The 20,751-nt window shown below is 68.5% G+C and carries 19 protein-coding genes; 13 read left to right on the forward strand and 6 right to left on the reverse strand.

From position 1 onward, the window contains the following. The 3 genes from JZ791_RS35070 to JZ791_RS35080 form a co-directional block, all read left to right on the forward strand. On the forward strand, positions 1–532 hold a 532-nt coding region (locus JZ791_RS35070; RefSeq protein ID WP_216900733.1), incomplete at its 5' end, for an alpha-ketoglutarate-dependent dioxygenase AlkB. A gap of 121 nt (positions 533–653) precedes the next feature. Next, positions 654–1,397 carry an HD domain-containing protein gene (locus tag JZ791_RS35075; protein WP_216900735.1) on the forward strand — a complete coding sequence of 248 codons (744 nt, stop codon included), beginning with the start codon at positions 654–656 and terminating at the stop codon, positions 1,395–1,397. A 159-nt stretch (positions 1,398–1,556) separates the two neighbouring features. Further along, positions 1,557–3,590: a hypothetical protein gene (locus JZ791_RS35080; RefSeq protein WP_216900737.1), complete on the forward strand. Its 2,034-nt coding sequence runs from the start codon at positions 1,557–1,559 to the stop codon at positions 3,588–3,590. Positions 3,591–3,668: 78 nt separating this feature from the next. Here the strand turns inward: JZ791_RS35080 and JZ791_RS35085 are convergent, their stop codons facing one another. Both JZ791_RS35085 and JZ791_RS35090 read right to left on the reverse strand, forming a co-directional pair. Continuing rightward, the gene (locus JZ791_RS35085; RefSeq protein WP_216900739.1) at positions 3,669–4,118 is read right to left on the reverse strand and encodes a cupin domain-containing protein; all 450 of its coding nucleotides are present in this window, start codon (positions 4,116–4,118) and stop codon (positions 3,669–3,671) included. 54 nt (positions 4,119–4,172) lie between these two features. Next, positions 4,173–5,090, reverse strand: coding sequence for an MBL fold metallo-hydrolase (locus tag JZ791_RS35090; RefSeq protein WP_216900741.1), 918 nt, complete (start codon positions 5,088–5,090; stop codon positions 4,173–4,175). Positions 5,091–5,283: 193 nt separating this feature from the next. On the opposite strand from JZ791_RS35090, the gene JZ791_RS35095 reads away from it, so the two are divergent. After that, positions 5,284–6,867: an AtzH-like domain-containing protein gene (locus JZ791_RS35095; RefSeq protein ID WP_216900743.1), complete on the forward strand. Its 1,584-nt coding sequence runs from the start codon at positions 5,284–5,286 to the stop codon at positions 6,865–6,867. Positions 6,868–6,907: 40 nt separating this feature from the next. Then, positions 6,908–7,648, forward strand: coding sequence for a cysteine hydrolase family protein (locus tag JZ791_RS35100; RefSeq protein WP_216900745.1), 741 nt, complete (start codon positions 6,908–6,910; stop codon positions 7,646–7,648). Between the two features lie 110 nt (positions 7,649–7,758). On the opposite strand, the gene JZ791_RS35105 is transcribed toward JZ791_RS35100, so the two are convergent. Continuing rightward, positions 7,759–8,724 carry a PDR/VanB family oxidoreductase gene (locus JZ791_RS35105; protein ID WP_216900747.1) on the reverse strand — a complete coding sequence of 322 codons (966 nt, stop codon included), beginning with the start codon at positions 8,722–8,724 and terminating at the stop codon, positions 7,759–7,761. Between the two features lie 33 nt (positions 8,725–8,757). Then, entirely contained in the window at positions 8,758–9,405 is a 648-nt protein-coding gene (locus tag JZ791_RS35110) for a helix-turn-helix domain-containing protein (RefSeq protein WP_216900749.1), read from the reverse strand. Between the two features lie 214 nt (positions 9,406–9,619). On the opposite strand from JZ791_RS35110, the gene JZ791_RS35115 reads away from it, so the two are divergent. From JZ791_RS35115 to JZ791_RS35140, 6 genes are all read left to right on the forward strand, one after another. Continuing rightward, positions 9,620–10,876: an amidohydrolase family protein gene (locus JZ791_RS35115; protein ID WP_216900751.1), complete on the forward strand. Its 1,257-nt coding sequence runs from the start codon at positions 9,620–9,622 to the stop codon at positions 10,874–10,876. Between the two features lie 119 nt (positions 10,877–10,995). Beyond that, the gene (locus JZ791_RS35120; protein WP_216900786.1) at positions 10,996–11,754 is read left to right on the forward strand and encodes an ABC transporter ATP-binding protein; all 759 of its coding nucleotides are present in this window, start codon (positions 10,996–10,998) and stop codon (positions 11,752–11,754) included. Between the two features lie 524 nt (positions 11,755–12,278). Continuing rightward, positions 12,279–13,025, forward strand: coding sequence for an ABC transporter permease (locus tag JZ791_RS45530; RefSeq protein ID WP_254206867.1), 747 nt, complete (start codon positions 12,279–12,281; stop codon positions 13,023–13,025). A 28-nt stretch (positions 13,026–13,053) separates the two neighbouring features. Further along, positions 13,054–14,229 carry an ABC transporter substrate-binding protein gene (locus JZ791_RS35130; RefSeq protein WP_216900755.1) on the forward strand — a complete coding sequence of 392 codons (1,176 nt, stop codon included), beginning with the start codon at positions 13,054–13,056 and terminating at the stop codon, positions 14,227–14,229. A 148-nt stretch (positions 14,230–14,377) separates the two neighbouring features. After that, positions 14,378–15,694: an FAD-binding oxidoreductase gene (locus tag JZ791_RS35135; protein ID WP_216900757.1), complete on the forward strand. Its 1,317-nt coding sequence runs from the start codon at positions 14,378–14,380 to the stop codon at positions 15,692–15,694. Further along, the gene (locus tag JZ791_RS35140) at positions 15,691–16,479 is read left to right on the forward strand and encodes a creatininase family protein (protein ID WP_216900759.1); all 789 of its coding nucleotides are present in this window, start codon (positions 15,691–15,693) and stop codon (positions 16,477–16,479) included. The genes JZ791_RS35135 and JZ791_RS35140 overlap by 4 nt, the downstream gene beginning before the upstream one ends. On the opposite strand, the gene JZ791_RS35145 is transcribed toward JZ791_RS35140, so the two are convergent. Further along, the gene (locus tag JZ791_RS35145) at positions 16,470–17,027 is read right to left on the reverse strand and encodes a DUF4334 domain-containing protein (protein ID WP_216900761.1); all 558 of its coding nucleotides are present in this window, start codon (positions 17,025–17,027) and stop codon (positions 16,470–16,472) included. The two genes, JZ791_RS35140 and JZ791_RS35145, sit on opposite strands and share 10 nt — an antisense overlap. A gap of 208 nt (positions 17,028–17,235) precedes the next feature. Here JZ791_RS35145 and JZ791_RS35150 point away from each other — a divergent pair, with 208 nt between their 5' ends. Next, positions 17,236–18,420 carry a serpin family protein gene (locus JZ791_RS35150; RefSeq protein ID WP_308163273.1) on the forward strand — a complete coding sequence of 395 codons (1,185 nt, stop codon included), beginning with the start codon at positions 17,236–17,238 and terminating at the stop codon, positions 18,418–18,420. Between the two features lie 54 nt (positions 18,421–18,474). Then, on the forward strand, positions 18,475–19,719 hold the full coding sequence (locus tag JZ791_RS35155) for an ArsB/NhaD family transporter (protein WP_254206866.1): 1,245 nt from the start codon (positions 18,475–18,477) through the stop codon (positions 19,717–19,719). A gap of 348 nt (positions 19,720–20,067) precedes the next feature. Here the strand turns inward: JZ791_RS35155 and JZ791_RS35160 are convergent, their stop codons facing one another. Further along, positions 20,068–20,646 (reverse strand): TetR/AcrR family transcriptional regulator, encoded by a 579-nt coding sequence (locus tag JZ791_RS35160; protein ID WP_216900772.1) that lies wholly within the window; start codon positions 20,644–20,646, stop codon positions 20,068–20,070. Between the last annotated feature and the right edge of the window lie 105 nt (positions 20,647–20,751).

The following is a 20,751-nucleotide window of genomic DNA, read 5'->3' on the forward strand; positions in this document are numbered from 1 at the left end:
GGCGTGGGTCGATGTGTTGCCGGGGTGGCTGCGGGGGGCGGACGCGCTGTTCGATCGGCTTGTCGCGGGAGTGCCGTGGCGGGCGGATCGGCGGCAGATGTACGACCGGGTGGTCGATGTGCCTCGGCTGGTGCGGTTCTATACCGAGGGCGAGCGGTTGCCCGATGCTGTGCTGGGTGAGGCTCGGATCGCTCTGAGTGAGCATTATTTCGATGAGCTCGGTGAGCCCTTCGTGACGGTCGGCATGTGCTACTACCGCGACGGGAACGACAGTGTCGCCTGGCACGGGGACACCATCGGGCGCGGCGCCACCGACGACACCATGGTCGCGATCGTCTCGGTCGGCGCGCCCAGGGCGCTGCTGTTGCGCCCGCGCGGTGGCGGGCCGAGCCTGCGGTATCAGCTGGGCCATGGCGACCTGATCGTGATGGGCGGCTCGTGTCAGCGCACGTGGGAGCATGCGATACCCAAGACCCGCCGGGCGGTGGGGCCGCGGATCAGTATCCAGTTTCGGCCGCGTGGCGTGCGTTAGCCGAGGTCGTATCGCCGCGCGGTGGCTGCTCCGCACAGCGGCCCGCGGTCCACGCCTGCGGTGGCGAAGTTTTAAGCGGACGTTTGGTGATCCTGTCGGCCCCGGCGGATAGATTGGGGTCATGAATACGACAGGGGCGGGAGTGCTGGCGGTGATGCCGCTGCACACGATCAGCGATGTGCACGGCGAGGAGGGGTTGCGCCGCCGGCTGGAGCTGGAGTCGGCCAAGCTGGCCGAGCCCGGGCAAGTGAGCGCGGCGCTCGAGCTCGCGGCCGAACTGCACCGCGACGACGAGTACGGGCGTGAGCCGTATCTGAATCATCTGCTGCGGGTGGCGATCCGGATCGTCAGCCATTACGAGGTGCGCGATACCGAGGTGGTGGTCGCGGGCCTGCTGCACGATTCGGTCGAGGATCACCCGCGCGAATTGGCCGGTGCCCGAGCCGGTTCCGCCCTCGACAATCCGGCCGCCACGGCGGCGCTGACAGCGGCGGCGCTGGACGAACTCTCCGCCCGGTTCGGCACGCGGGTCGCCGGAATCGTCGCATCGGTCACCAATCCCGCTCCGGAGCCCGGTGTGGAATGGAACGTCCAATACCGCGAGCACATCGCCACGAGCCTGGCCCGCGACCCGTGGGCGCGGGTGGTCAAACTATCCGACTTCACCGATAACGGCGTCGGCATCCTCTACGCCACCGGCCCGGCCATGGAGCGCCTCGCGATCAAGTATCGCCCACTCACCGGCGTATACCGCGACCTGGTCACCCGCCCCGACACCCCGCTCGCCGCTCATGTGAAGCAGCACATCCTGGATCAGCTCGATCTGGCCGACGAGCGCTTCGCCGCCATCCTGCACGAAAACTGAATATCCCGTGAGAGTTCCAGCCATGGCCCCACTGCGCCGCACCCGACCGCGATCTCGCCGGTAGACTCTCTGCCCGGCCGCCGATACGGGATTCGTTGTGCTCCAGCACGCGAAACGATCACCCGGGTTGAGCGAGCGCGGTAGGAAGGAACCTGGTGAATGAGCAGCAGTGATCGGATCGCGACGACCCTGGAGGCCCATCCGATCACTGCGGCGCTGGGGGCCGTCGGCGTCTTGGCGGTGGCGGGGCTGGCATTCCAGATAATTCGGTTCGCACGCCGTCGCGGGCTCACCGGCGAGCAGGCGGGCACGCTGCTGGCGGCCGCGATCGCCACCGGGGTGAGCGCGCAGGGCATGTGGGTGTTCTTCGACAAGTCGCTGCATCTGACGTTGTCGCTGCGCATCATGTTCTTCGCCTTCCTAGAGATCATGGTGCTCACCTCGGCGCTGCGAGCGCGCAGCGCCCAGCAGGTCACCGGCAGCGCCGGAATCGACGGCGTCGCCATGTGGGTGCTCACCTGCCTGTCCGCTGTCCTGGCCGCCACCGACGCCGACAATGTCGGCACAGTGCTGATCCGGCTGTCCGCACCGCTCGTCGCGGCCTGGGGCTGGGAGCGCAGTATGGCCCTCGAGCGCCGCCGCAGCGGCACCCTCGGCGGCATCAATTGGCGAATCACACCGGAGCGCATCCTGATTCGGCTCGGCATCGCCGATCCCACCAGCCGGACCGCCGGAGAGGTCGCCCTGCAGCGCCGCCTCATCGACGTCGCGCTCGCCGCCGACCGCGCCCGCACACTCCGCGAGACCGGCGCCGGAACCAGACGGGTCAACCGAGCCAGACGACGCCTCCAGCGGGTCATGCGCCGCGCGGTCGAGGACGGCGGTCTGGTGGACGACACCCGCACACCGCGCTCGGTGCTGATGGACAATCTGCGCATCCTGTCGAGCACCGGCGCGCTGCTGGAAGTGGACCTCCCCAACCCGTGGACCATCGAAGAGAGCCCCGACCCGCACACTGCGCCGGAACCGAGAGCGCCACAGGCGGGCTCCCCGACCGACGTCATCGATGGTTCCCCGGACACCATCGCGCAGATCCGACAGCTACCAGCCGCCTCCGCAGAATCTCCGGTGCAACCTTCCGCCCCCGTACAGCCCCAGGGGCAACCCTCGGCTCCCGCAGGGGCCCACGCGCAACCTCCCGCCTCCGCAGAGCCTCACCCGCGCCCCTCCGCCTCGGCAGAATCTCACCCGCGCCCCTCCGCCTCCGCAGAATCTCACGCACAACCCTCCACTGCCGCAGAGTCTCGGACACAACCCTCCGCATCCGAGATCGAGTACTCCGAATACCCCACCCGCGTAGACCTGCCGATACAACGACCAGAGTCCGCCGCGCAGCCGAGGATCGCATCCGATCGATCGAATCAGGCAGCGGCCGAGTGGACGCCATCCGCCGCCGAAATGCACGACCAGCGGGAACCGCAGGAGCAGCGGGCAACACGACCGGCGAGCGCCCCGCTGTCCGCAGTCGCCGCTCAGGGTTCTGCGGCCTTCTCCCCGGCCGGTGAAGACCACTCCGAAACGCAGGAGACTCTGCCCCGAACGTCCACCGAGACGACAACCACATCGTCGACCCTCCGCGTGACCGCGGACCCACGCGCACGCCGGATGTCCTCGAACACGATCCGCCCACGCCCCACACCACCTCCTGCCACGTCCTCCTCCCCCTCATCGCCGCCACCAGCGGCGAACCAGGCAACAACCGCACCGGCACAGACCGACTCGACCAGAACCACCGAACCGCCGGAATCACCCGCCGCATCGGCCACGCCGACACAGACCGACTCCGCGGCACCCGCACAACCCGGCCGCCAGCTCCGCCGCGACCCCGCCATCCGTGACCGAGTCCGCGAACTGCGCGAGACCGGAATCCCCACCAGCGAAATCGCCACCCAACTCGGCACCAGCCCACGCACCATCAGCCGCATCCTCGGCGACCTGGACGCCGAATCCACTGCCACACAGCAACTCGCGATCCGCCAGATCCCGGAGCGCAACCTGGCCCAGACCGCGGTCTCCGGCTGGCGCAACGGTTTCCACGTCCTGTCGGGCGAAAACGTCTCCCCCACCAACGGATCCCGAAAGGCAGCTTCGGCCACCGAGGAACTCCCCACCGACCGCGCGAGCGAGAACTGACCCACCCACGCCCGGCCCGTTCACGGCCGAGATACACACCGGCGTGATCGCACCTTTCCGCCTCGCGGAGGTCCTCGATCAGCTGTCGGGGTTGGCAGCGGATCGGGGAACCACGGTGTGGATGTCGGCCGGAGTGAGCGGTACCGCGATGCCGCTGTCGACGAGGGCCGCGAATCCGCCGTCGTCGGCCATGACGGTGATGGTGTAGAGGCGGTCGGTGGCGGAGGTGTTCACGATTCGGTGTTCGGATCCCGGTTGCAGGATCAGTACATCGCCCGGCGTGAGGTCGATGGTGTGCGCGTCGCTGTGTGCGGTGGCCCTCCCGGACAGGACCAGGAAGATCTCGGCCGAGTCCGGATGCGAATTGAGCGGTTGCGAACCGCCGGGCTCCCAGATCTCGAGGAATACGCTCGCGCTGGAGCCCTGCCCGGGCCCGGCCAGCGTGCACAGACGCACGGTATCCGTCGGTGAGATGAGGGCGGCCGACAGCTCGGCCAGGTGACGGACGATGGGCGGCGCTCCGGTCATCGCGATCCTTTCCACTGTGGCTGCGCACCGGATTCGGCTGTGCGCAGGGGTGATTCAGATGCTCGGCGGGGTGAGCAGGGTGACCGGCCCGCACTCGTGGCGGGTCACCGGATGGCCGAGCATGTCGTATCCGGATGTGACGGTGGTCGTTCCCTCGAGCAGAGCCGCCGCGGCCCGCGCGACCTCACCGGCAGCATGGCCGGGCAGCTCACAGACGATGTTGTGCGCAGCCAGGATTCGAGTGATCGGCAGGTTCACCAGGCGCCGGGTCGAGGCGGCGAAACCGGCCGGGTCCGCACCCGGACCGTGCAACCAATGCGCCGCGGACAGCACGGTGTCACCGGAAAGCAAGGTACCCGAGCGCCTTTCGAACAAGCACAGGGCGTCCGGAGCATGCCCGGGAGTATGTAGTACCTCCAGGTGTCGTCCGCCCAGATCGATGATCTCACCGTCGGCCAGAGTTCGGGTGACCGGCGTAACCCCGACCGCCCATCCCGTCAGGTCCGGCAGCGGGCGCGGATGTGCGACGCGGGCGAGGGTGAAGAAATATCGGGCGTCCAACTCGGCGAAACGGCCGAATTCGGCGACCACACCCGTCATCGCCCTCGCGTAGGCGCGCAGGAATTCCCGATCCGCCTCGTCGTGCGCGCACCCGGATCCGCCATCGGCCGCCGCGGGATGGGCGCAGAAATCCCGCACCGCGATATGCGCCGCCAGATCGGCATTGCCACCCCGATGATCGATGTGGTGATGCGAGGACACCACCAGCAAGGGCAGATTCGTCAGCATCCGCACGACCGCCGAGATGGACGCGATACCCAGTCCCGAGTCGAACAGTAGCGCGGCGCGCGTTCCGATGATCAGGTAGCAGGCCGCGTGGCCCGGCTCGTTGATCATGTGGATGTCCTGTCCGACCTCTCGCACGTCGAACCACGAGTGCGCGTCGGCGCACGACGCCGGAGCCGATGGCATCACACCTCACCAATGTTGATCACAGTTACATTCGCCACGGTAGCCGCGAGGTGTTTCCGCGACGTAAAGCCTGCGCACCGCATGATCACCGGCACCAGATACACAGCCGGACAGTCGATCCCGATCAGAAGTTTCACAGCACTGTTACACGCGAAATGTTCACCACATCAACATTCTCGGTAAGGTCCGATCGATGAGCTTCGACGACGACCTGGACGGCGACCTGCGAACGGCCTTCGCCGAGTACGAACGAGCCCTGATGGCCAACGACGTTCCAGCCCTGGACACCGCATTCGCCGACGGACCACGTACTGTGCGCTGCGACTCCGGCGACATGCTGATCGGCCATGACGCGATCGCCGCCTTCCGGGCCGGTCGCGGTGGCGCGCCGGCACGCACCCTACTGCGAGTGCACACCCGCTCGCTCGGCCCCGATGCCCGGGTGATCGTGGCGCAAACCCGGCGCGCGGATGGGTTGTGCGGCATTCAAACCCAGGTCTGGGAGCGCACCGACGGGCGCTGGGCGATCACCGTGGCCCATGTCTCCGCGGCGCCGCCTCCCGCGAACACACCGACGTCATCCGATGCTTCGATCTGGCGTGTCGCACCGGGATCCGAGCCGCTCGCACGCGGCGGCGACGGGCCGTTGGTGAATGCTCGTGTCGCGGTGAAGGATCTGTTCGCCGTCGCCGGGCAGGCGATCGGCGCCGGAAATCCGGTGTGGCTGTCCAAGGCGCCGATCGAGCCCCGGCACGCGGCCGCGGTCCAAGCCCTGCTGGCGGCCGGAGCCGATGTCACGGGCATCGCGGTCACCGACGAGCTGGCCTTCTCCCTGTCGGGCGCGAACGCGCACTACGGCGTCACCCCCAATCCCGTTGCACCGCAGTGCATCAGCGGTGGATCCAGCAGCGGTCCGGCCGCCGCGGTCGCGGCCGGACTCGCCGATATCGGGCTGGGCACCGATACCGCCGGCTCGATCCGTGTCCCCGCCTCCTACTGCGGGCTCTACGGCCTGCGCACCACACATGGTGTGGTCGACCGCACCGGGCTGGTGGGCTTGGCGCCGAGCTTCGATACCGTCGGACTGCTGACCCGGGACGTCGGTCTGCTGGCTCGGGCGGGTGCGGCCTTGCTGCCGCCGCAATCGGTCGAGCCGATCGCCCGCGTGGTCGTGGCCACGGAATTGGTCGAACTTCTCGATCCCTCAGCACGAGAACCGTTCCGGGCCGCAGTGCAGGCACTGACGCTGCGCGGCGCGGCCTCCGGGACCGTGCTGCCACCTCCGGTCCCCGTCCCGCTCACCTATCCGGACTCGGGCGGTCTGGACGCCGTCTTCACCGCGTTTCGCACCGTACAGACGGCAGAGGCATGGGAAACACACCGCGAATTCCTGGCCGCGCATCCGGACGCACTCTCCCCGGAGGTCGCCGCCCGCTTCCGCGCCGGACGCGATATCGACAGCGCCACAAGGCAATCAGCACAAAGTCTGCTCGATACGATGCGTGCGGAGCTACGACGATTGCTCCCTCCGGGCACCGTCCTGGCGCTGCCGTCCACATCCTCGGCCGCGCCGAGGCGCGACACCGCCCCGGCGCTCATGGAATCGATACGGCAGGCGACGCTACGCCTGACCTGCCTGGCTTCCCTCGCCGGACTGCCCGCGCTGAGCATCCCCGCACTGCGCGCGGGGACCCTGCCGATCGGCCTGTGCCTGGTGGCCGCCCCCGGACAGGATCACAGCCTGCTCACCTTCGCCTCGGCGCACGGTTCCCGCTAGCCCGAGCATCCGCACCTCACGACCGACTGGATCCGCCTCGATGAATCGCAATACCTGGACCCTCACCGACGGGCACGCGGATCTGCGCCGCCCCAACGAATCCCGGCCACTGGACCTGGACGCGCGGCCACAGCGGCTCACCTTGGATCTGGCGCGAACCGCGATGCTGATCATCGATCTGCAAAACGACTTCTGCCACGCCGGTGGGTGGCTCGCCGGGATCGGTGTGGACATCTCCCCCACCCGCGCCGCCATCGACACCGTCTCCGCCGCACTGCCCGCAATCCGCGCGGCGAATATCCCGGTCGTCTGGGTGAATTGGGGCAATCGCCCAGACCGGGCGAATCTCCCTCCGGGAGTGCGGCACGTCTACGATCCGGCCGGGCGCGGTACCGGAATCGGCAGTGCTGCAACCCCCTCCAGCACCGCCGTGCTGGAGGCCGGCAGCTGGGGCGCAGCCGTCGTCGACGAACTCGACGTCGACCCCGGCGATATCCGCGTCGACAAGTTCCGGATGAGCGGATTCGTCGACACCCCACTGGATTCGGTGCTGCGCAACCTGCGGGTGGACACGCTGCTGCTCGCCGGGGTCAATGCCGACCAGTGCGTCCTGTCCACCCTGATGGATGCCGCCAACATCGGCTACGACGTCGTCCTGCTCACGGACGCCGTAGCCACGACATCTCCCGAATACTGCTTGGACGCCACGCTATACAACGTCCGTCAATGCTTCGGCTTCACCGCCGAACTACTCGAGTTAACGAAGGTCCTCGGCGGGTAGGGAGTCCGCTGGACAGTGTCGTCCAGGCGACGTAGTCGGGCACCGTCGACCAGCCGAATGTCACACTCGTACGCCTCAGCCGAACGCGTGTGACATCCGGTCGGTCCGGCTCACAATTCCAGTACCAGACGTTCTCCCGCACAACGGGATACGCAGATCATCATGGACTCGTTCTCGGCCCGCTCCTCCGGGGTCAGGACCGAATCACGGTGATCCACCTCGCCGCTCACGACGCCCGTCTCACAGGTGCCGCAGTTCCCCTCGCGGCACGAGGAGAGGGTCAACACTCCCGATGCCTCGGCCACTTCCAGGATCGACCGGCCGGTAGGCACACTCAGTGTCAGACCCGACACTGCCAATGACACCTCGAAGGCCCGCGAGTCGGAGCCGCGCAGGTCCGGGGCGGTGAATCGTTCGGCGAACACGTCCACCGCCTCCAGGCCGGCGCAGGCGGCCTCGGCGGCGGCGATCAGACCAGTGGGACCACAGGCGTACACGGCCGTTCCCGGCGACAATCCGGCCAGGTCGGCGGTCAGATCGATCCGACCGTCTCGGGCGGAATGGTGCAGGGTCACCGAATTCCCGTATCGCTCAGTCAATTCCCGCCCATACGGCATGCTCGCACTGCCTCGGCCGGTGTAGATCATCCGCCAGGGCCGTCCGCGGCGCTGAGCGGCGGCCACCAGCGACAGCATCGGCGTTATCCCGATCCCGCCTGCGACGAAGACGTAGCCGAGCGCGCGAACCAGCGGAAAGTGGTTGCGCGGCGGTCGAATCGAAATAGGCGCCCCGACCTTCAGCGTCTCGTGCGCCCGAACCGAACCGCCCCGCCCGCGCGGTTCACGCAGCACCGCGATCCGGTACGCGGACAGATCGGCGGGATCCGAGCACAGCGAGTACTGCCGGACCAGCTCATCCGGCAGCAGCAGGTCGATATGGGCGCCGGGCTCCCAGGCGGGCAGGGCGCCGCGGTCAGGGCGTGCGAGTGTGAACTCATCGATATCGACACCCACGCAGCGTCGTTCGCGCACGACGACATCAATGGGTGCTGCGTCAGCGGAGGTCGAGGTGATCATCGGGTACTCCCAGAAAGTCGGGGCCCCGCCGGACTATCCATCCCAGCCACGGGAATCCGCCTCGCGCCCGGCCGCTTTCACGACGATCAGCCTGGCCTGCGGGGCGTCCACCACACGCCACCGGTGCGGTGTGCCGCCAGTGTAATAGAGGCTGTCTCCCTCCGCGAGCCGCGCCTCGCCGTGGTCACCCAGGTCGACCACGATCGCCCCGGCCACCACGTACACCCACTCGTCCTCGTCATGCACGAAGTACGGGCCGAAATCACCGCTCACATCGACGAATTCCTGTGGATAGAACGCCGCCCGGCCGTGCACCAGCAGCCGGGTCGAACCCTCCTCCCGGCCAGATCTGGCGATCCCGCGCGGCAGTTGCACACCCTCGTGCGACCGGATCACCTGGGACTGCGCGGAATCCGCGGATTCGCCGCGACCGGCGGTGTCGGCGGCAAGCATGAGCTCCACCTGCGTCGTGCCCAGCGCCTCGGCGATACGGGCCAGGGTCAGCATGCTGGGCCGGGCCAGGCCGCGCTCGAGCTGACTCAGGAACGGGTGCGAGATCTGCGCCTGTTCGGCGAGCCGGACCAGGGTGAGCCCGGACTCGCGCCGGCGGCGACGGATCTCCGCGCCGAGCAGCACCCGCGAATCTCCACCGACCGGGCCGGATCCGTTCTGTGCCTTCATATCCCGCATCTTCCCTCGTCGTCCCGCCGCGGGGTCCACCGAATTCGCCCGAGCGAGGAACGAATTAACAAGACCGTAGCTAGGTGGTTCATCTGCCGGAAACACCCCGGCTGAATAGTACTAAATGTTGATCACATCAACATTATCCTGTTCCGCAACGCCTCGCCGACCAGCCACGCCGCGAGCCACCACCCCACCCCAGCGAAGGATCTCCATGGATCATCGGTTACCACACCGTATTTCGCGAATATGCGGCGCGACCACCCCGGACGGCGCGGCGGTCGACGTCGAGCTGGGCCGCGACGGACGGCATACGATCGTTACCGCGGTGCGGCCCAGTACGTCCCGGCGTCCGCCCGCGGATCCCGAGACCCTGGATCTGACCGGGTTCGTCCTGCTCACCGCGCCGGCCGAACCCCACGCCCACCTCGACAAGGCACTGTCCTGGGATGTGCTCGCACCACCGGACGCGGATCTGGCCACGGCGATCGACGTGTGGCGGCGAGGCAGTCCGGAGCTGGACGAGGAGTCGTTTCATCGGCGTGCCACCGCGGCCGCGCTGGCCCTGCTGCGCAACGGCACCACGGCTATCCGCACCCACGCCGACATTCTTTGCGGTCCGGACCCGTTACGCGGCATCCGCGCGGTGGACCGAGTCCGCCGGGAGCTGTGCGGCCTGGTCGACATCGAGATCGTCGCGCTGGCGCCGCCCGGCGCCGATGCCGCCATGCTCGACGCCGCGCTGACGGCCGGCGCCGACCTGCTGGGCGGCGCACCGCATCTCGCGCCGGACCCCGCCGCAGAACTCGACCGGCTGCTCGACATCGCCGAATCCCGCAGTGTCGGAACGGATCTGCACGTCGACGAATTCCTCCGAGGCGACCACCACACGCTCACGCAGTACGCCAGGCGCGTGAGCGCGTGGCCCGCGGATCGCACCCGCACAGCAGGGCACTGCTGCCGCCTGGGCACCCTGCCGGTCCACGAACTCGCACCCGTTCTGGCGCTGCTGGCCGGCGCGGGCATGGGGATCGTGAGCCTGCCCTTGACCAACCTCTACCTGCAGGGCCGGGACGAGCCGATCGCCACGCCACGCGGCCTGACCGCGCTCACCGCGCTGCTCGAGGCACGAATCCCCGTGGCCGCGGGCGCGGACAACGTGCGCGACCCGTTCAACCCGCTGGGCCGCAGCGACGCCCTGGAGACCGCCGCGCTGCTCATCGCGGCCGGTCACGTACCGCCACGCACGGCCGTGCACCTGGTCACCGACGGCGCGCGGGCGGTACTGGGCCTACCGGAAGCGGGCGCGAAACCCGGTGCGCGCGCGGAGTTTCTGGCCGTGCGGGGCACCGGGCTGCTCGATGTCGTCGCCACCGCGCCGGCCGACCGGATCGTCATCCGCGACGGCGCGATCATCTCGATCGGCCGCACCGAATACCTCACTGCCGATGTCGCACCACTGGAGGTCTGATGTCTTCCGAGCTCGCCCACCCCGCCGACTTCGCAAGCTCCACCGGCTCGCCGTCCCCGCAGCTCACCCACTCGGCCGGACCCACGAGTTTCGCCGGCTCACCGTCCCCTGCCCCACCCATGCACGAGGCGCCACCACGCCCCGGCGCCCAGGTACTGGGCTTCTCCTCGACCCAGCTCACCTACCCCAACGGCACCCTCGCCCTCGAGGGGGTCGATTTGACCGTGCGCGCGGGCGAATTCGTCAGCGTGGTCGGGCCGTCGGGTTGCGGAAAGTCGAGCCTGCTGCGGATCGCTTCCGGACTGGAGTCCGCCACCGGCGGCTACGCCCAGGTGGGCGCGAACCGGATCGGCTACGTCTTCCAGGATCCGACACTGCTCCCGTGGCGCACGGTCCGCGACAACGTCGCCCTGCTGGCCGAACTGGACCACGTACCCAAGGCCGAGCGCTACCGCCGCGCCGAGGAGGCCATCGAACTCGTCGGCCTCACCGGCTTCGCAGATCAGCTGCCGCGCATGCTGTCCGGTGGCATGCGAATGCGGGCCTCGCTGGCCCGCTCGCTCAGCGTCGATCCCGAATTGTTCCTGTTCGACGAGCCTTTCGGTGCACTGGACGAGATCACCCGCGAACGCCTCGGCGACGAGATCACCGAACTGTTCGCCACGCGCCGGTTCGCCGGGCTGTTCATCACCCACTCGGTCGCCGAAGCCGTCTACCTGTCCACCCGCGTAGCCGTCATGTCGCCCCGCCCGGGCCGAATCATCGCCGAATTCGATGTCCCCTTCGAGTTCCCACGCCGCCCGGAAATCCGCTATACCCACGAATTCACAGACCTGGCCAGCAGAGTCTCCCAGTCGCTGCGAGGAATTCACGCATGAGAGTCGAAACACACACTTCCCCAGCAGTTTCCGATACGCCCACCGAATCCGCCGACGACGTCTCCACCGCGGCCGCCGTTTCCGAAACGGCGCCCCGGCCACCAGAGCCCGAGTCACCCGACGGCCCCATCCATCGGCAAACCGAAACACTGAACGCCTCAACTAATTCCGCAACAACATCACAGACTCCGGAGCCGCAGCCACCTGGGAACACCGGATCCACCGCAGATGTCTCGACTCCGACACTCACCGCCGCCGCCGTTTCCGGAACGGCGCCGCAGCCACCAGAGCCGAGGTCACCCGACGAAAGCCCTGTCCGGGGGTCCACCAAAACACTCACCGCCGCTGCCCTTTCCGAGGCCACGCCCCGGCCGCCAGAACCGAAGTCGCCCAACGAGATCACCGTCGAGCAGCCCACCGGAACAGGTTCCACCCCAATCATTTCCGCAACATCGGCACGGGCCGGGACGTCCGAACCCGAGCGTGTGACCTCGCGGCGGCTGCGCACGGCGATCGCCCCGCTCATGGTGCTGGCCCTGGTGATCGGCGTCTGGTACCTCGTCACCTACGCGCTGCTCACCCCCGCGCGGCGTTTCCTGATGCCCCCGCCCCAGCAGGTGATCACCGACGGGCTGCTGGGCCCGCAGGCCCAGGAGATGTGGCAGGCGCTCGGTCGAACTGCCACTGTCGCCGGAGTCGGGCTGGTGATCGCCGTCGTGCTGGGCATCGCGTGGGCGGTGCTGATGGCGCAGGCGCGCTGGGCCGAGACGGCGCTGTTCCCCTATGCGGTGATCATGCAGTGCATCCCGATTCTGGCGCTGGTGCCGCTGATCGGTTTCTGGTTCGGATTCGGTTTCGTGTCACGGGTTTTCGTGTGCGTGCTGATCGCGCTGTTCCCGATCGTCTCCAACACCCTGTTCGGCCTGAAATCGGTGGACAAGGGGCTGCGCGAGGTGTTCGCGCTGCGTAGCACCAGCCGGTGGACCGTGCTGCGCAAGCTCGAATTCCCGGCCGCGATGCCCGCGATCTTCGCCGGTCTCCGGATCTCGGCGGGCCTGTCGGTGGTCGGCGCGATCGTCGGCGACTTCTTCTTCAAGCAGGGTGATCCGGGCATCGGCATCCTGCTGGACAATTACCGCTCCCGGTTGCAGGCGCCGCAGCTGTTCGCGGCCATCCTGCTGGCATCGGCCCTCGGTGTGGTCGTGTTCGTGCTGTTCGGCTGGCTCGGCCGCCGGATCGTGGGCGCCTGGTACGACGACGCCCGCAACTGACCTGTTCCCTTCTCCCGGAAGACACTTCATGCGAAAGATCCCCCTGTCGCGGTCGGCCGGCGCATGTGCCGCCGCCATTGTCCTGAGCTTGGCCGCACTGACCGGATGCGGCCAGAGCGGTAGTGCCACAGCGAGTTCCGGCTATTCCGGACCGATCGGCCCGGTGAACCTGAAACAGGTCTGCCCGGCCAAGATCGTGGTGCAGACCGACTGGAACCCCGAGGCCGAACACGGCCTCACCTACGAGATGCTCGGCCCCGACCCGAAGATCGACGCCGGGGCCAAGAAGATCGTCGGCCCGCTGTTCTCGCACGGCCGGTACACCGGCGTCGATATCGAGATCCGCGCCGGCGGTCCGGCGATCGGCTTCCAGTCGGTCACCTCGCAGATGTACCAGGACCCCTCGATCATGTTCGGGTACACCGATACCGATCATTCGGTGCAGACCGCGGCCACCACGCCGACCACCGGAGTGTTCGCTCCGCTGCACATCAACCCGCAGATGATCATGTGGGATCCGGCGACCTATCCCAACGTCCACACCATCGCCGATCTGAAGGCCGCCAAAGCCACTGTGCTGTACTACCAGGGCACCCCGTTCATGGACTATTTCATCGGCGCGGGCATCCTGGACAAGAGCCAGGTTGATGGCAGTTACGACGGCACTCCGGCGAATTTCGTTGCCGCCGAGGGTAAAAAGGCCCAACAGGGTTTCGCCAGCGCCGAGCCGTACCTCTACCAGCAGAAGATCGCCCAGTGGCACAAGCCGGTCGCCTACCAGCTGATCAACGACGCGGGGTACCCGATCTACGCCTCCCAGCTGGCGGTGCGCTCGGGTGACCTGGGCGCCGACGCCGCCTGTCTGCGCCGACTCGTCCCGGTGATGCAGCAGGCCGAGGTCGATTACTTCGCCGATCCGGCCAAGGTCAACGCCCTCATCGTGCAGGCGGCCGCCAAGTACGACACGGGCTGGGTCTACGACATCGGTGAGGCCGGCTACGCGACCGCCACGATGCGCAAGCTCGGCATCGTCGGCAACGAGAACGGCACGGTCGGCGCCGTCGATCCCGCGCGCGTACAGCACATCATCGACATCACCCGGCCGGTCTACGCCGCGGAAAAGGTCAGCATCCCGGCGAAACTCACGCCCGACCAGATCTCGACCAATCAGTTCATCGACCCCAAGATCGGATTCCCCTCATGACCCGGCGCAACGACGGAGCGGTGTACACAGCATCATCGGGCGCGACAGTACCGAGCGCCGGCGAGGTGGTCGTGACCGAGCGCGGTGAGGGAAGCATAGGCGCAGCGCCATCGGGCACGACGGAACCGAGTGCCGGCGAGGTGGAGTCGTGACCGCCGCGCTGTCCGCCCGTCCCCGGTTCGGCCGCCAAGACCTCGACGCCCTGATCGACGAGTTGCTGGCGCTGCTGGGCCCGCGCGGGGTCAGCACCCTGGATCGCGCACTGGACCGCGCCGCACGCGACGGCTCGACGATGAGCCCGATCCTGTCCGCGCAACCGCTCGGCCGACCCGATGTAGTGTGCTACCCCAAAGTGGCACAACAGGTTCCGTTGATTGTGCGAGCGGCCGTCCGGCACGGCGTCCCGATCACCGCCCGCGGCAAAGGCACCGGCAACTACGGTCAGGTCGTGCCCCGCTACGGCGGTCTGGTGATGGATATGACCTCGCTGTCGGCCATCGGTAAGCTCACCGAGACGACCGTGACCGCCGAGGCGGGCGCCCGGATGATCAACCTGGAGCAGGCGGCCTGGGACGCCGGACGGCAGTTGTGGATGTATCCGTCGACCGCCCAGTCCACCCTGGGCGGATTCCTGGCCGGCGGCTCGGCGGGCACCGGGACGATCGTGCACGGCCGCAACCACATGGGCTTCGTCGAATCGGTCGACGTGGTCTACGGCCACGAGAACGCCGAACTGGTCCGTCTCACAGGACCCGGCGCGCAGCCGATGGTGCACACCTACGGCGTCGCGGGCATCATCGTCGCGGCCACCGTGCGCATCGAACCGCTGCAGGACTGGAAGTGCTTGTACGCCAGCTTCGACTCGCAGTACGACGCCTTTCCCGCCGCGATGCTGGCCGCGGCGATCGAGCCGAAACCGCGTCTGCTGTCGGCCGATTGCGCGAGGGTCGTCGAGGCGCTGCCCGCGGATCCGGCGTTCGTGCCGGGCCGGGCGAGCGTACGCGGCATCGTGGACGCCGCCGCACTGGACGAGACGATCGAGGTCATGGTCGCCGCCGGCGGGCGCATCGAAGCCGTGCGCACCGGACTGGCCCAGACGATGCGCCTGAGCACCCTGTCCTACAACCACCCCACGTGGTGGCTGCAGAAGGCCGTGCCGGACACCTACTTTCATATGGAATGCCAGGGCGAGGCGCTGGTCACCCGGCTGCGCGAGGTGGAGGCGGTCTACCCGGGCGGAATGCTGCATCTCGAGGCGGGATACGGGACCATGTTCGGGATGCTCAACGGCGTCTACCGCGATCCCGAGCAGGTCTACGCCGGGGTGCCCGCCCTGGCCGAACTCGGCGTGTCGGTGCATTCGCCGCATCAATCCTATGTCGAACTCGACGCGGACCGGGTCCGGGCGCTGGCCCGCACGACCGATCCCAAAGGTCTGCTCAATCCGGGAAGGTGGCACGAATGAGCACATCCACACGGCACTTCTCCGACCTCACCACCGCCGAGGTTCCCGTTGCGCTGCATCGTGATTCGATCCTGGTGCTGCCGACCGGGGCGATCGAGCCACACGGACCGCATCTGCCGCTGCGCACCGATCTGCTTGTGGCCGAGGCGGTCACCAGCGCCGCGGTCGAGCGGGCCGCCGCCGCGGGACACGATGTGTGGCTGCTGCCCGCCCTCGGCTACACCAAGTCCGATGAGCACGCCAACCTGCCGGGAGCGATGTGGCTGCAGGCGGAAACACTCTTGCGCACCGTGATCGACCTCGGTCGCAGCGTCGCGGCGACGCCGGCGCGGCGGCTGCTGTTCGTGAACTGCCACGGCGGCAATTCGGCCCTGCTCGAGGTGGCGCTACGGGAACTGCGCCGCCGTTTCGGTCTGCAGACGTTCCTGCACGGCTCGCCGGCCGAGCCGGGCCCCACCGAGGAGGGTTTCGGTATCCACGCGGGCTGGGCCGAGACCTCGCTCATGCTGCACCTGCGGCCCGACCTGGTCGATATGAGCAAGGCGAAACCGGCCGTGCCACATGCGATCGCCGGACTGAAGCATGTCGGATTCGGTAAGTCGGTCCGATTCGGCTGGCTCGCGGACGATTTCGCCGAATCCGGAGTGATCGGAGATCCCACCGGCGCCACCGCAGAACTCGGTGCGCGGATGTTCGCGGCCAAGGTCGACGCGCTGGTGGAGGCGATTCCCGAGATCGCCGTCTTCGATCCGGGCCGGGTGGTCCGCCGAGGCGATCAGGCGTGATCGCGGCGCAGGATGAAGAAGTACGGCTCGCTCATACCGCGCAGATCCATCACCCCAAGCAGGGTTTCGTCGTCGACCAGGCGGAAGACGTCGATCATCGGCAGATGGTCGTAGACCATCGCGGCACTGACCTTTCCGCGGAACTCCACCGCACGCAGCCGGGCGCGGGGCGCGCGGGTGCGCACGGCCGCGCGCAGCAGCGGGAGCAGTGCGCGGGTGTATCGCACGGCGGACAGGGGAAGCCGGCCGACCAGGCCCAGCGGAACCCGGCGTGGCTCCAGCGGGAAGATCCGGCCGTCCCGACCGGCGACCAGCAGCGGATGCACGTTCTCGGCGGTATCGAATTGCTTTCCGTACCACCCGGCTTCGGTCAGGGAACCGGTCCAGGGGTGCCCGGTATCCAGCTCCGACCCGCGCCAGCGGCCGGTGGTGATCTCCTCGACGCGCACCGTGGGCAGGAAGTCGAACAGCTCCCACGCCTGGTCCCGGGTGCATCCGGCCTCCCACAGCTCGCGCAGCCGCGCCCCGGGCGTTCCGATGTCGGCCATACCAGCCTCCTTGCGATCAAGGGATACGATGCGTCGATCCGTGTGTCACCTTATCGCGAGGGGCTCCGGATCCCGCGTCCGAACCCGAGATCGCCCAACAGCACACCGCCGACGGGCCGGGTGGAGAACGCCACGGCGTAGGTGGCCGGCCCGGCCATCGTCGCGGACGCCGAGGAGGTACGCGTGAAGAATCGTTAGGCTGGACCGCGTGCACCCCGATTCCGTGCGACACGCCCTGGCGACACATGTCGCCGCAGCCAACGACCTGACCGGACGGTGGTGCGATCGGCTCGGCTCGTCCGGTGATTTCGTGCTGTCCGGCTGCGGCGTGTGGCCGCTGCTGGCCATTCTGGCCGAGGTGGCGAACGAGCCCGCCCGCGCGGAGCTCTCCGCGGCGACGGGGATCGCCGCCGACACCGCCCGGTCCGCCGGATTGGCGCTGCTGGCCGAACTCGCCGACGCCGAGTCGGCCTCGGCCGCCCTGGGCGTCTGGGTGCGCGAGGACCTCACGGTGCGCGAGGAATGGAGTCGCACACTGCCCGAGGGCACGGTCGAGCCCCTGACAGGGCAGGCGGCGCTGGATGCCTGGGCCGATCGGCACACCGGTGGTCTCATCGATCGGTTTCCGCTCGATGTCGAGCCCGAGACGGTACTGATGCTCGCCACCGCCCTGGTGGCCAAGACGGCATGGGACACACCGTTCAACGACTCTGTGCTGGAACCCGATTCGGGCCCTTGGGCCGGTCATCGGGGTCCGGGATTGGCCAGGTACTCGGGGGCGCTGTCCGACGCCGACGTCCTGGCCGCCGACGCTCCGGTGACCCGGGTCGTGGTGCGCGGCACAGCGGATCTCGATGTGCACCTGCTACTGGGCCCCGACTCCCCCACCACCTCGCCCGCCGAGGTGATCGCGGCCGGGCTCGGCGCCCTGGACGGCTCGATCGCTGCCCGCGCCGCGCTCGACACCGCCTCGGCGCCCGACCCGGTCGCCGCACCCGGAGTGACCGTCCGCGAGGCTCGTGCCACCGCGGATGCGTTGCGAATCGAGCTGCCGCCGTTCGAGATTCGCTCGGAACACGACCTGATGAGCCATCCGGACCTCTTCGGCCTGAGCACGGCCTCCGATCCCACGTCCGGTCACTTCCCCGGCATGTCCGACGAGCCGCTGCACGTCGACCGCGCCGCCCAGCACGCCCGCGCCCGATTCACCCGAGGCGGCTTCGAGGCCGCGGCCGTCACCGCCGTCAGCATGGTCCGATCCGTCGCCTTCATTCGCCCCCACGCGACCACCGAACTCGCGGTCACCTTCGACCGCCCGTTCGGCTTCCTCGCCGTCCACCGCCCCACCGGCCTGGCCGTCGTCGCGGGCTGGGTCGCCCAGCCCGCGGTGTGATCACCCCGAACGGCGCGTCGGAATCTGTCACCCGGCTCTGCGATGATGTGCGCGATGTCCGACAAGATCGAAGTCCAGCCGTCCCGCGCAGGGCGCGTACTCTCCCGTCTTCGGCGGGTGAGCGTGTTGGACTGGGTTCGGGTCGGGCTGCTCGTCATCGGATTGCTCTGTGTGGCAACGGGGTTGTTACCTCGGGCGCAGGCCGCCGACAATATGCGGCGGGTCGGGCCGCTGTTGCTGTTCCTGGGCAGTGTGATCGTGCTCGCGCAGTTGGCGCGGCGGGCGCAGGTGTTCGATGTGATCGCGCATCGGGTGGCGATCGCCGGGCGCGGGAATTATGTGGCGTTGTGGGCGCTGTGCGGGCTGTTCGCGACCCTGACCACCACGGTGCTCAACCTCGATACGACCGCGGTGCTGCTCACGCCGGTCATGCTGGCGCTGGCCGTGCCGGCGCGGATCGCACCGTTGCCACTGGCCATGACGACGCTGTGGCTGGCCAATACCGCCAGCCTGATGTTGCCGGTGTCCAACCTCACCAATCTGCTCGCCGCGGGGCGGGTGGGGCTGGACGGGGCCGGCTTCGCGGCCAGAATGTGGCTGCCACACCTGGTTTCGGTCGCGGTGACAATGGCCTGCCTGTGGATCTTCTATTGGCGGCGATCCCGGCGCGGCGCCGACCGCTACCTGCCGCCGGAGCCCATCCGCATCGCGACCGGCCGCGATCGTGCCCTGTTCGCCGCGACCGCGGGAGCCTGTCTGCTGTTCGCCGCCGCGATTCCCGTGGTCGGCGACCAGATCGGGCTGGCCGCCACGGGCGCGGCGATCATCGCGGTACTCGCCTATGCCGTCCTGGACCGCTCGGCGCTGCGCCTGTCGCTGATTCCCTGGCAGTTGCTGATCTTCGTGGTGGGCCTGTTCCTGGTGGTACCCACCCTCGGCCGGTTCGGGCTGTTCGATCTGATGCGCACCCTCATCGGCGCGGACCCGGGCGCGTCGGGAGCCGTCCGCGCCGCATCGGCCGGGCTGGGTCTGTCCAATCTCGCCAACAATCTGCCCGCCTACACCGCCGGTGAGGCCGCGGTACCGGCAGGCAACCGCAATCAGCTGCTGGCGTTGCTGATCGGCACGAACGTCGGCTCCGTCATCACCCCGTGGGCCTCCCTGGCCACCCTGCTGTGCCTGGAATTCTGCCGCACCCACGGTGTCCGCGTTCCACTCCGCCGTTTCGTCGCCACCGGGGCCGTCCTCGCGATCACCGCGACCTCCGCAGCCGTCGCCGCGCTGCTCCTCACGGGGTGAATGCGAGCACCGCCCCCGGCAGGCCCGCTTGCGCGTTATTCCAGCCGAGACCGGCCGTAACCGATTGACGCGCAACCGATCAAGGCCGATTCCGGCCATAGGCGTGCCGGGCATCGGGTGAGCACGGATACATGGGCATGCGACCTATCGGGCTGCCCACAGCGTTGTCATGGCGTATGGCCGGCCGAACCCCATTGTGTGCCGCCGATTACGGTCTGTCCCGGCCGAGAGCACGCCGAGATTGCCAGCGGAGGCACACCGGGAAGGCACGCGGACAGGGCACTCAGCCACAGCGGATAACGGTCGGGCGGGGATACCGAGATGACCGGCCACGTCGGCACCGGACAGTTACGGCCGACCATTGAGGATGGCGGCGACCAGAGCGCGTATACCCGCACGCAGGCGCTCCTTGCCACCAGCCCGCACTATCTGCCGGGAGGCCTCACCGCCGAGAGTCGACATCAGCAGGGCGCTCATGATCTGCCCGTCCAGATCCGGGCGGACCTCCTGCAACAGTGTCGCGATATGGGCGGCCCAGAACTCGTGCATCTCGCTGCGTCGCGGGTGCGGCGGCTCCGCCTCGTAGGCCAGGACCAGTTCGATGTTATCGGCGACCAGCAGAGTCATCGCGTCGAAATAGGCGAGTAGCCGCTCCCCCGCGGGCGCACCGGGGCCCAGCGGGGGCGGGCCGTGCTGGACCGTCTCGCGCAACGCCAGGGCGCGCTCGGCCATCAACTCGTACAGCAGGCCCGACCGGCTGCCGAAGCGGTGGAAGATCGTCCCTTTACCGACCCCGGCGGCGGCCGCGACCTGGTCCATCGTGATCGCGGCCGCGCCGTGTTCGGCGAGCAGCGCGCCGGTCGCGTCGAGTATCGCGCGCCGGTTGCGCGCGGCGTCTGCACGTTCCCTGCGGGGTTCCTCGGACATCCACCACCTCTTCCATGTTCGTTGCCGCCGGCGATACGGCCGTCGGCAACGCCACCTTCGACAACTCGAGACGCCGTTGACAACTTGACCGGCGGTCCATATCGT

The sequence above is a fragment of the Nocardia alni genome (assembly GCF_019038435.1).
GTDB classification, from domain to species: Bacteria; Actinomycetota; Actinomycetes; order Mycobacteriales; family Mycobacteriaceae; genus Nocardia; species Nocardia alni.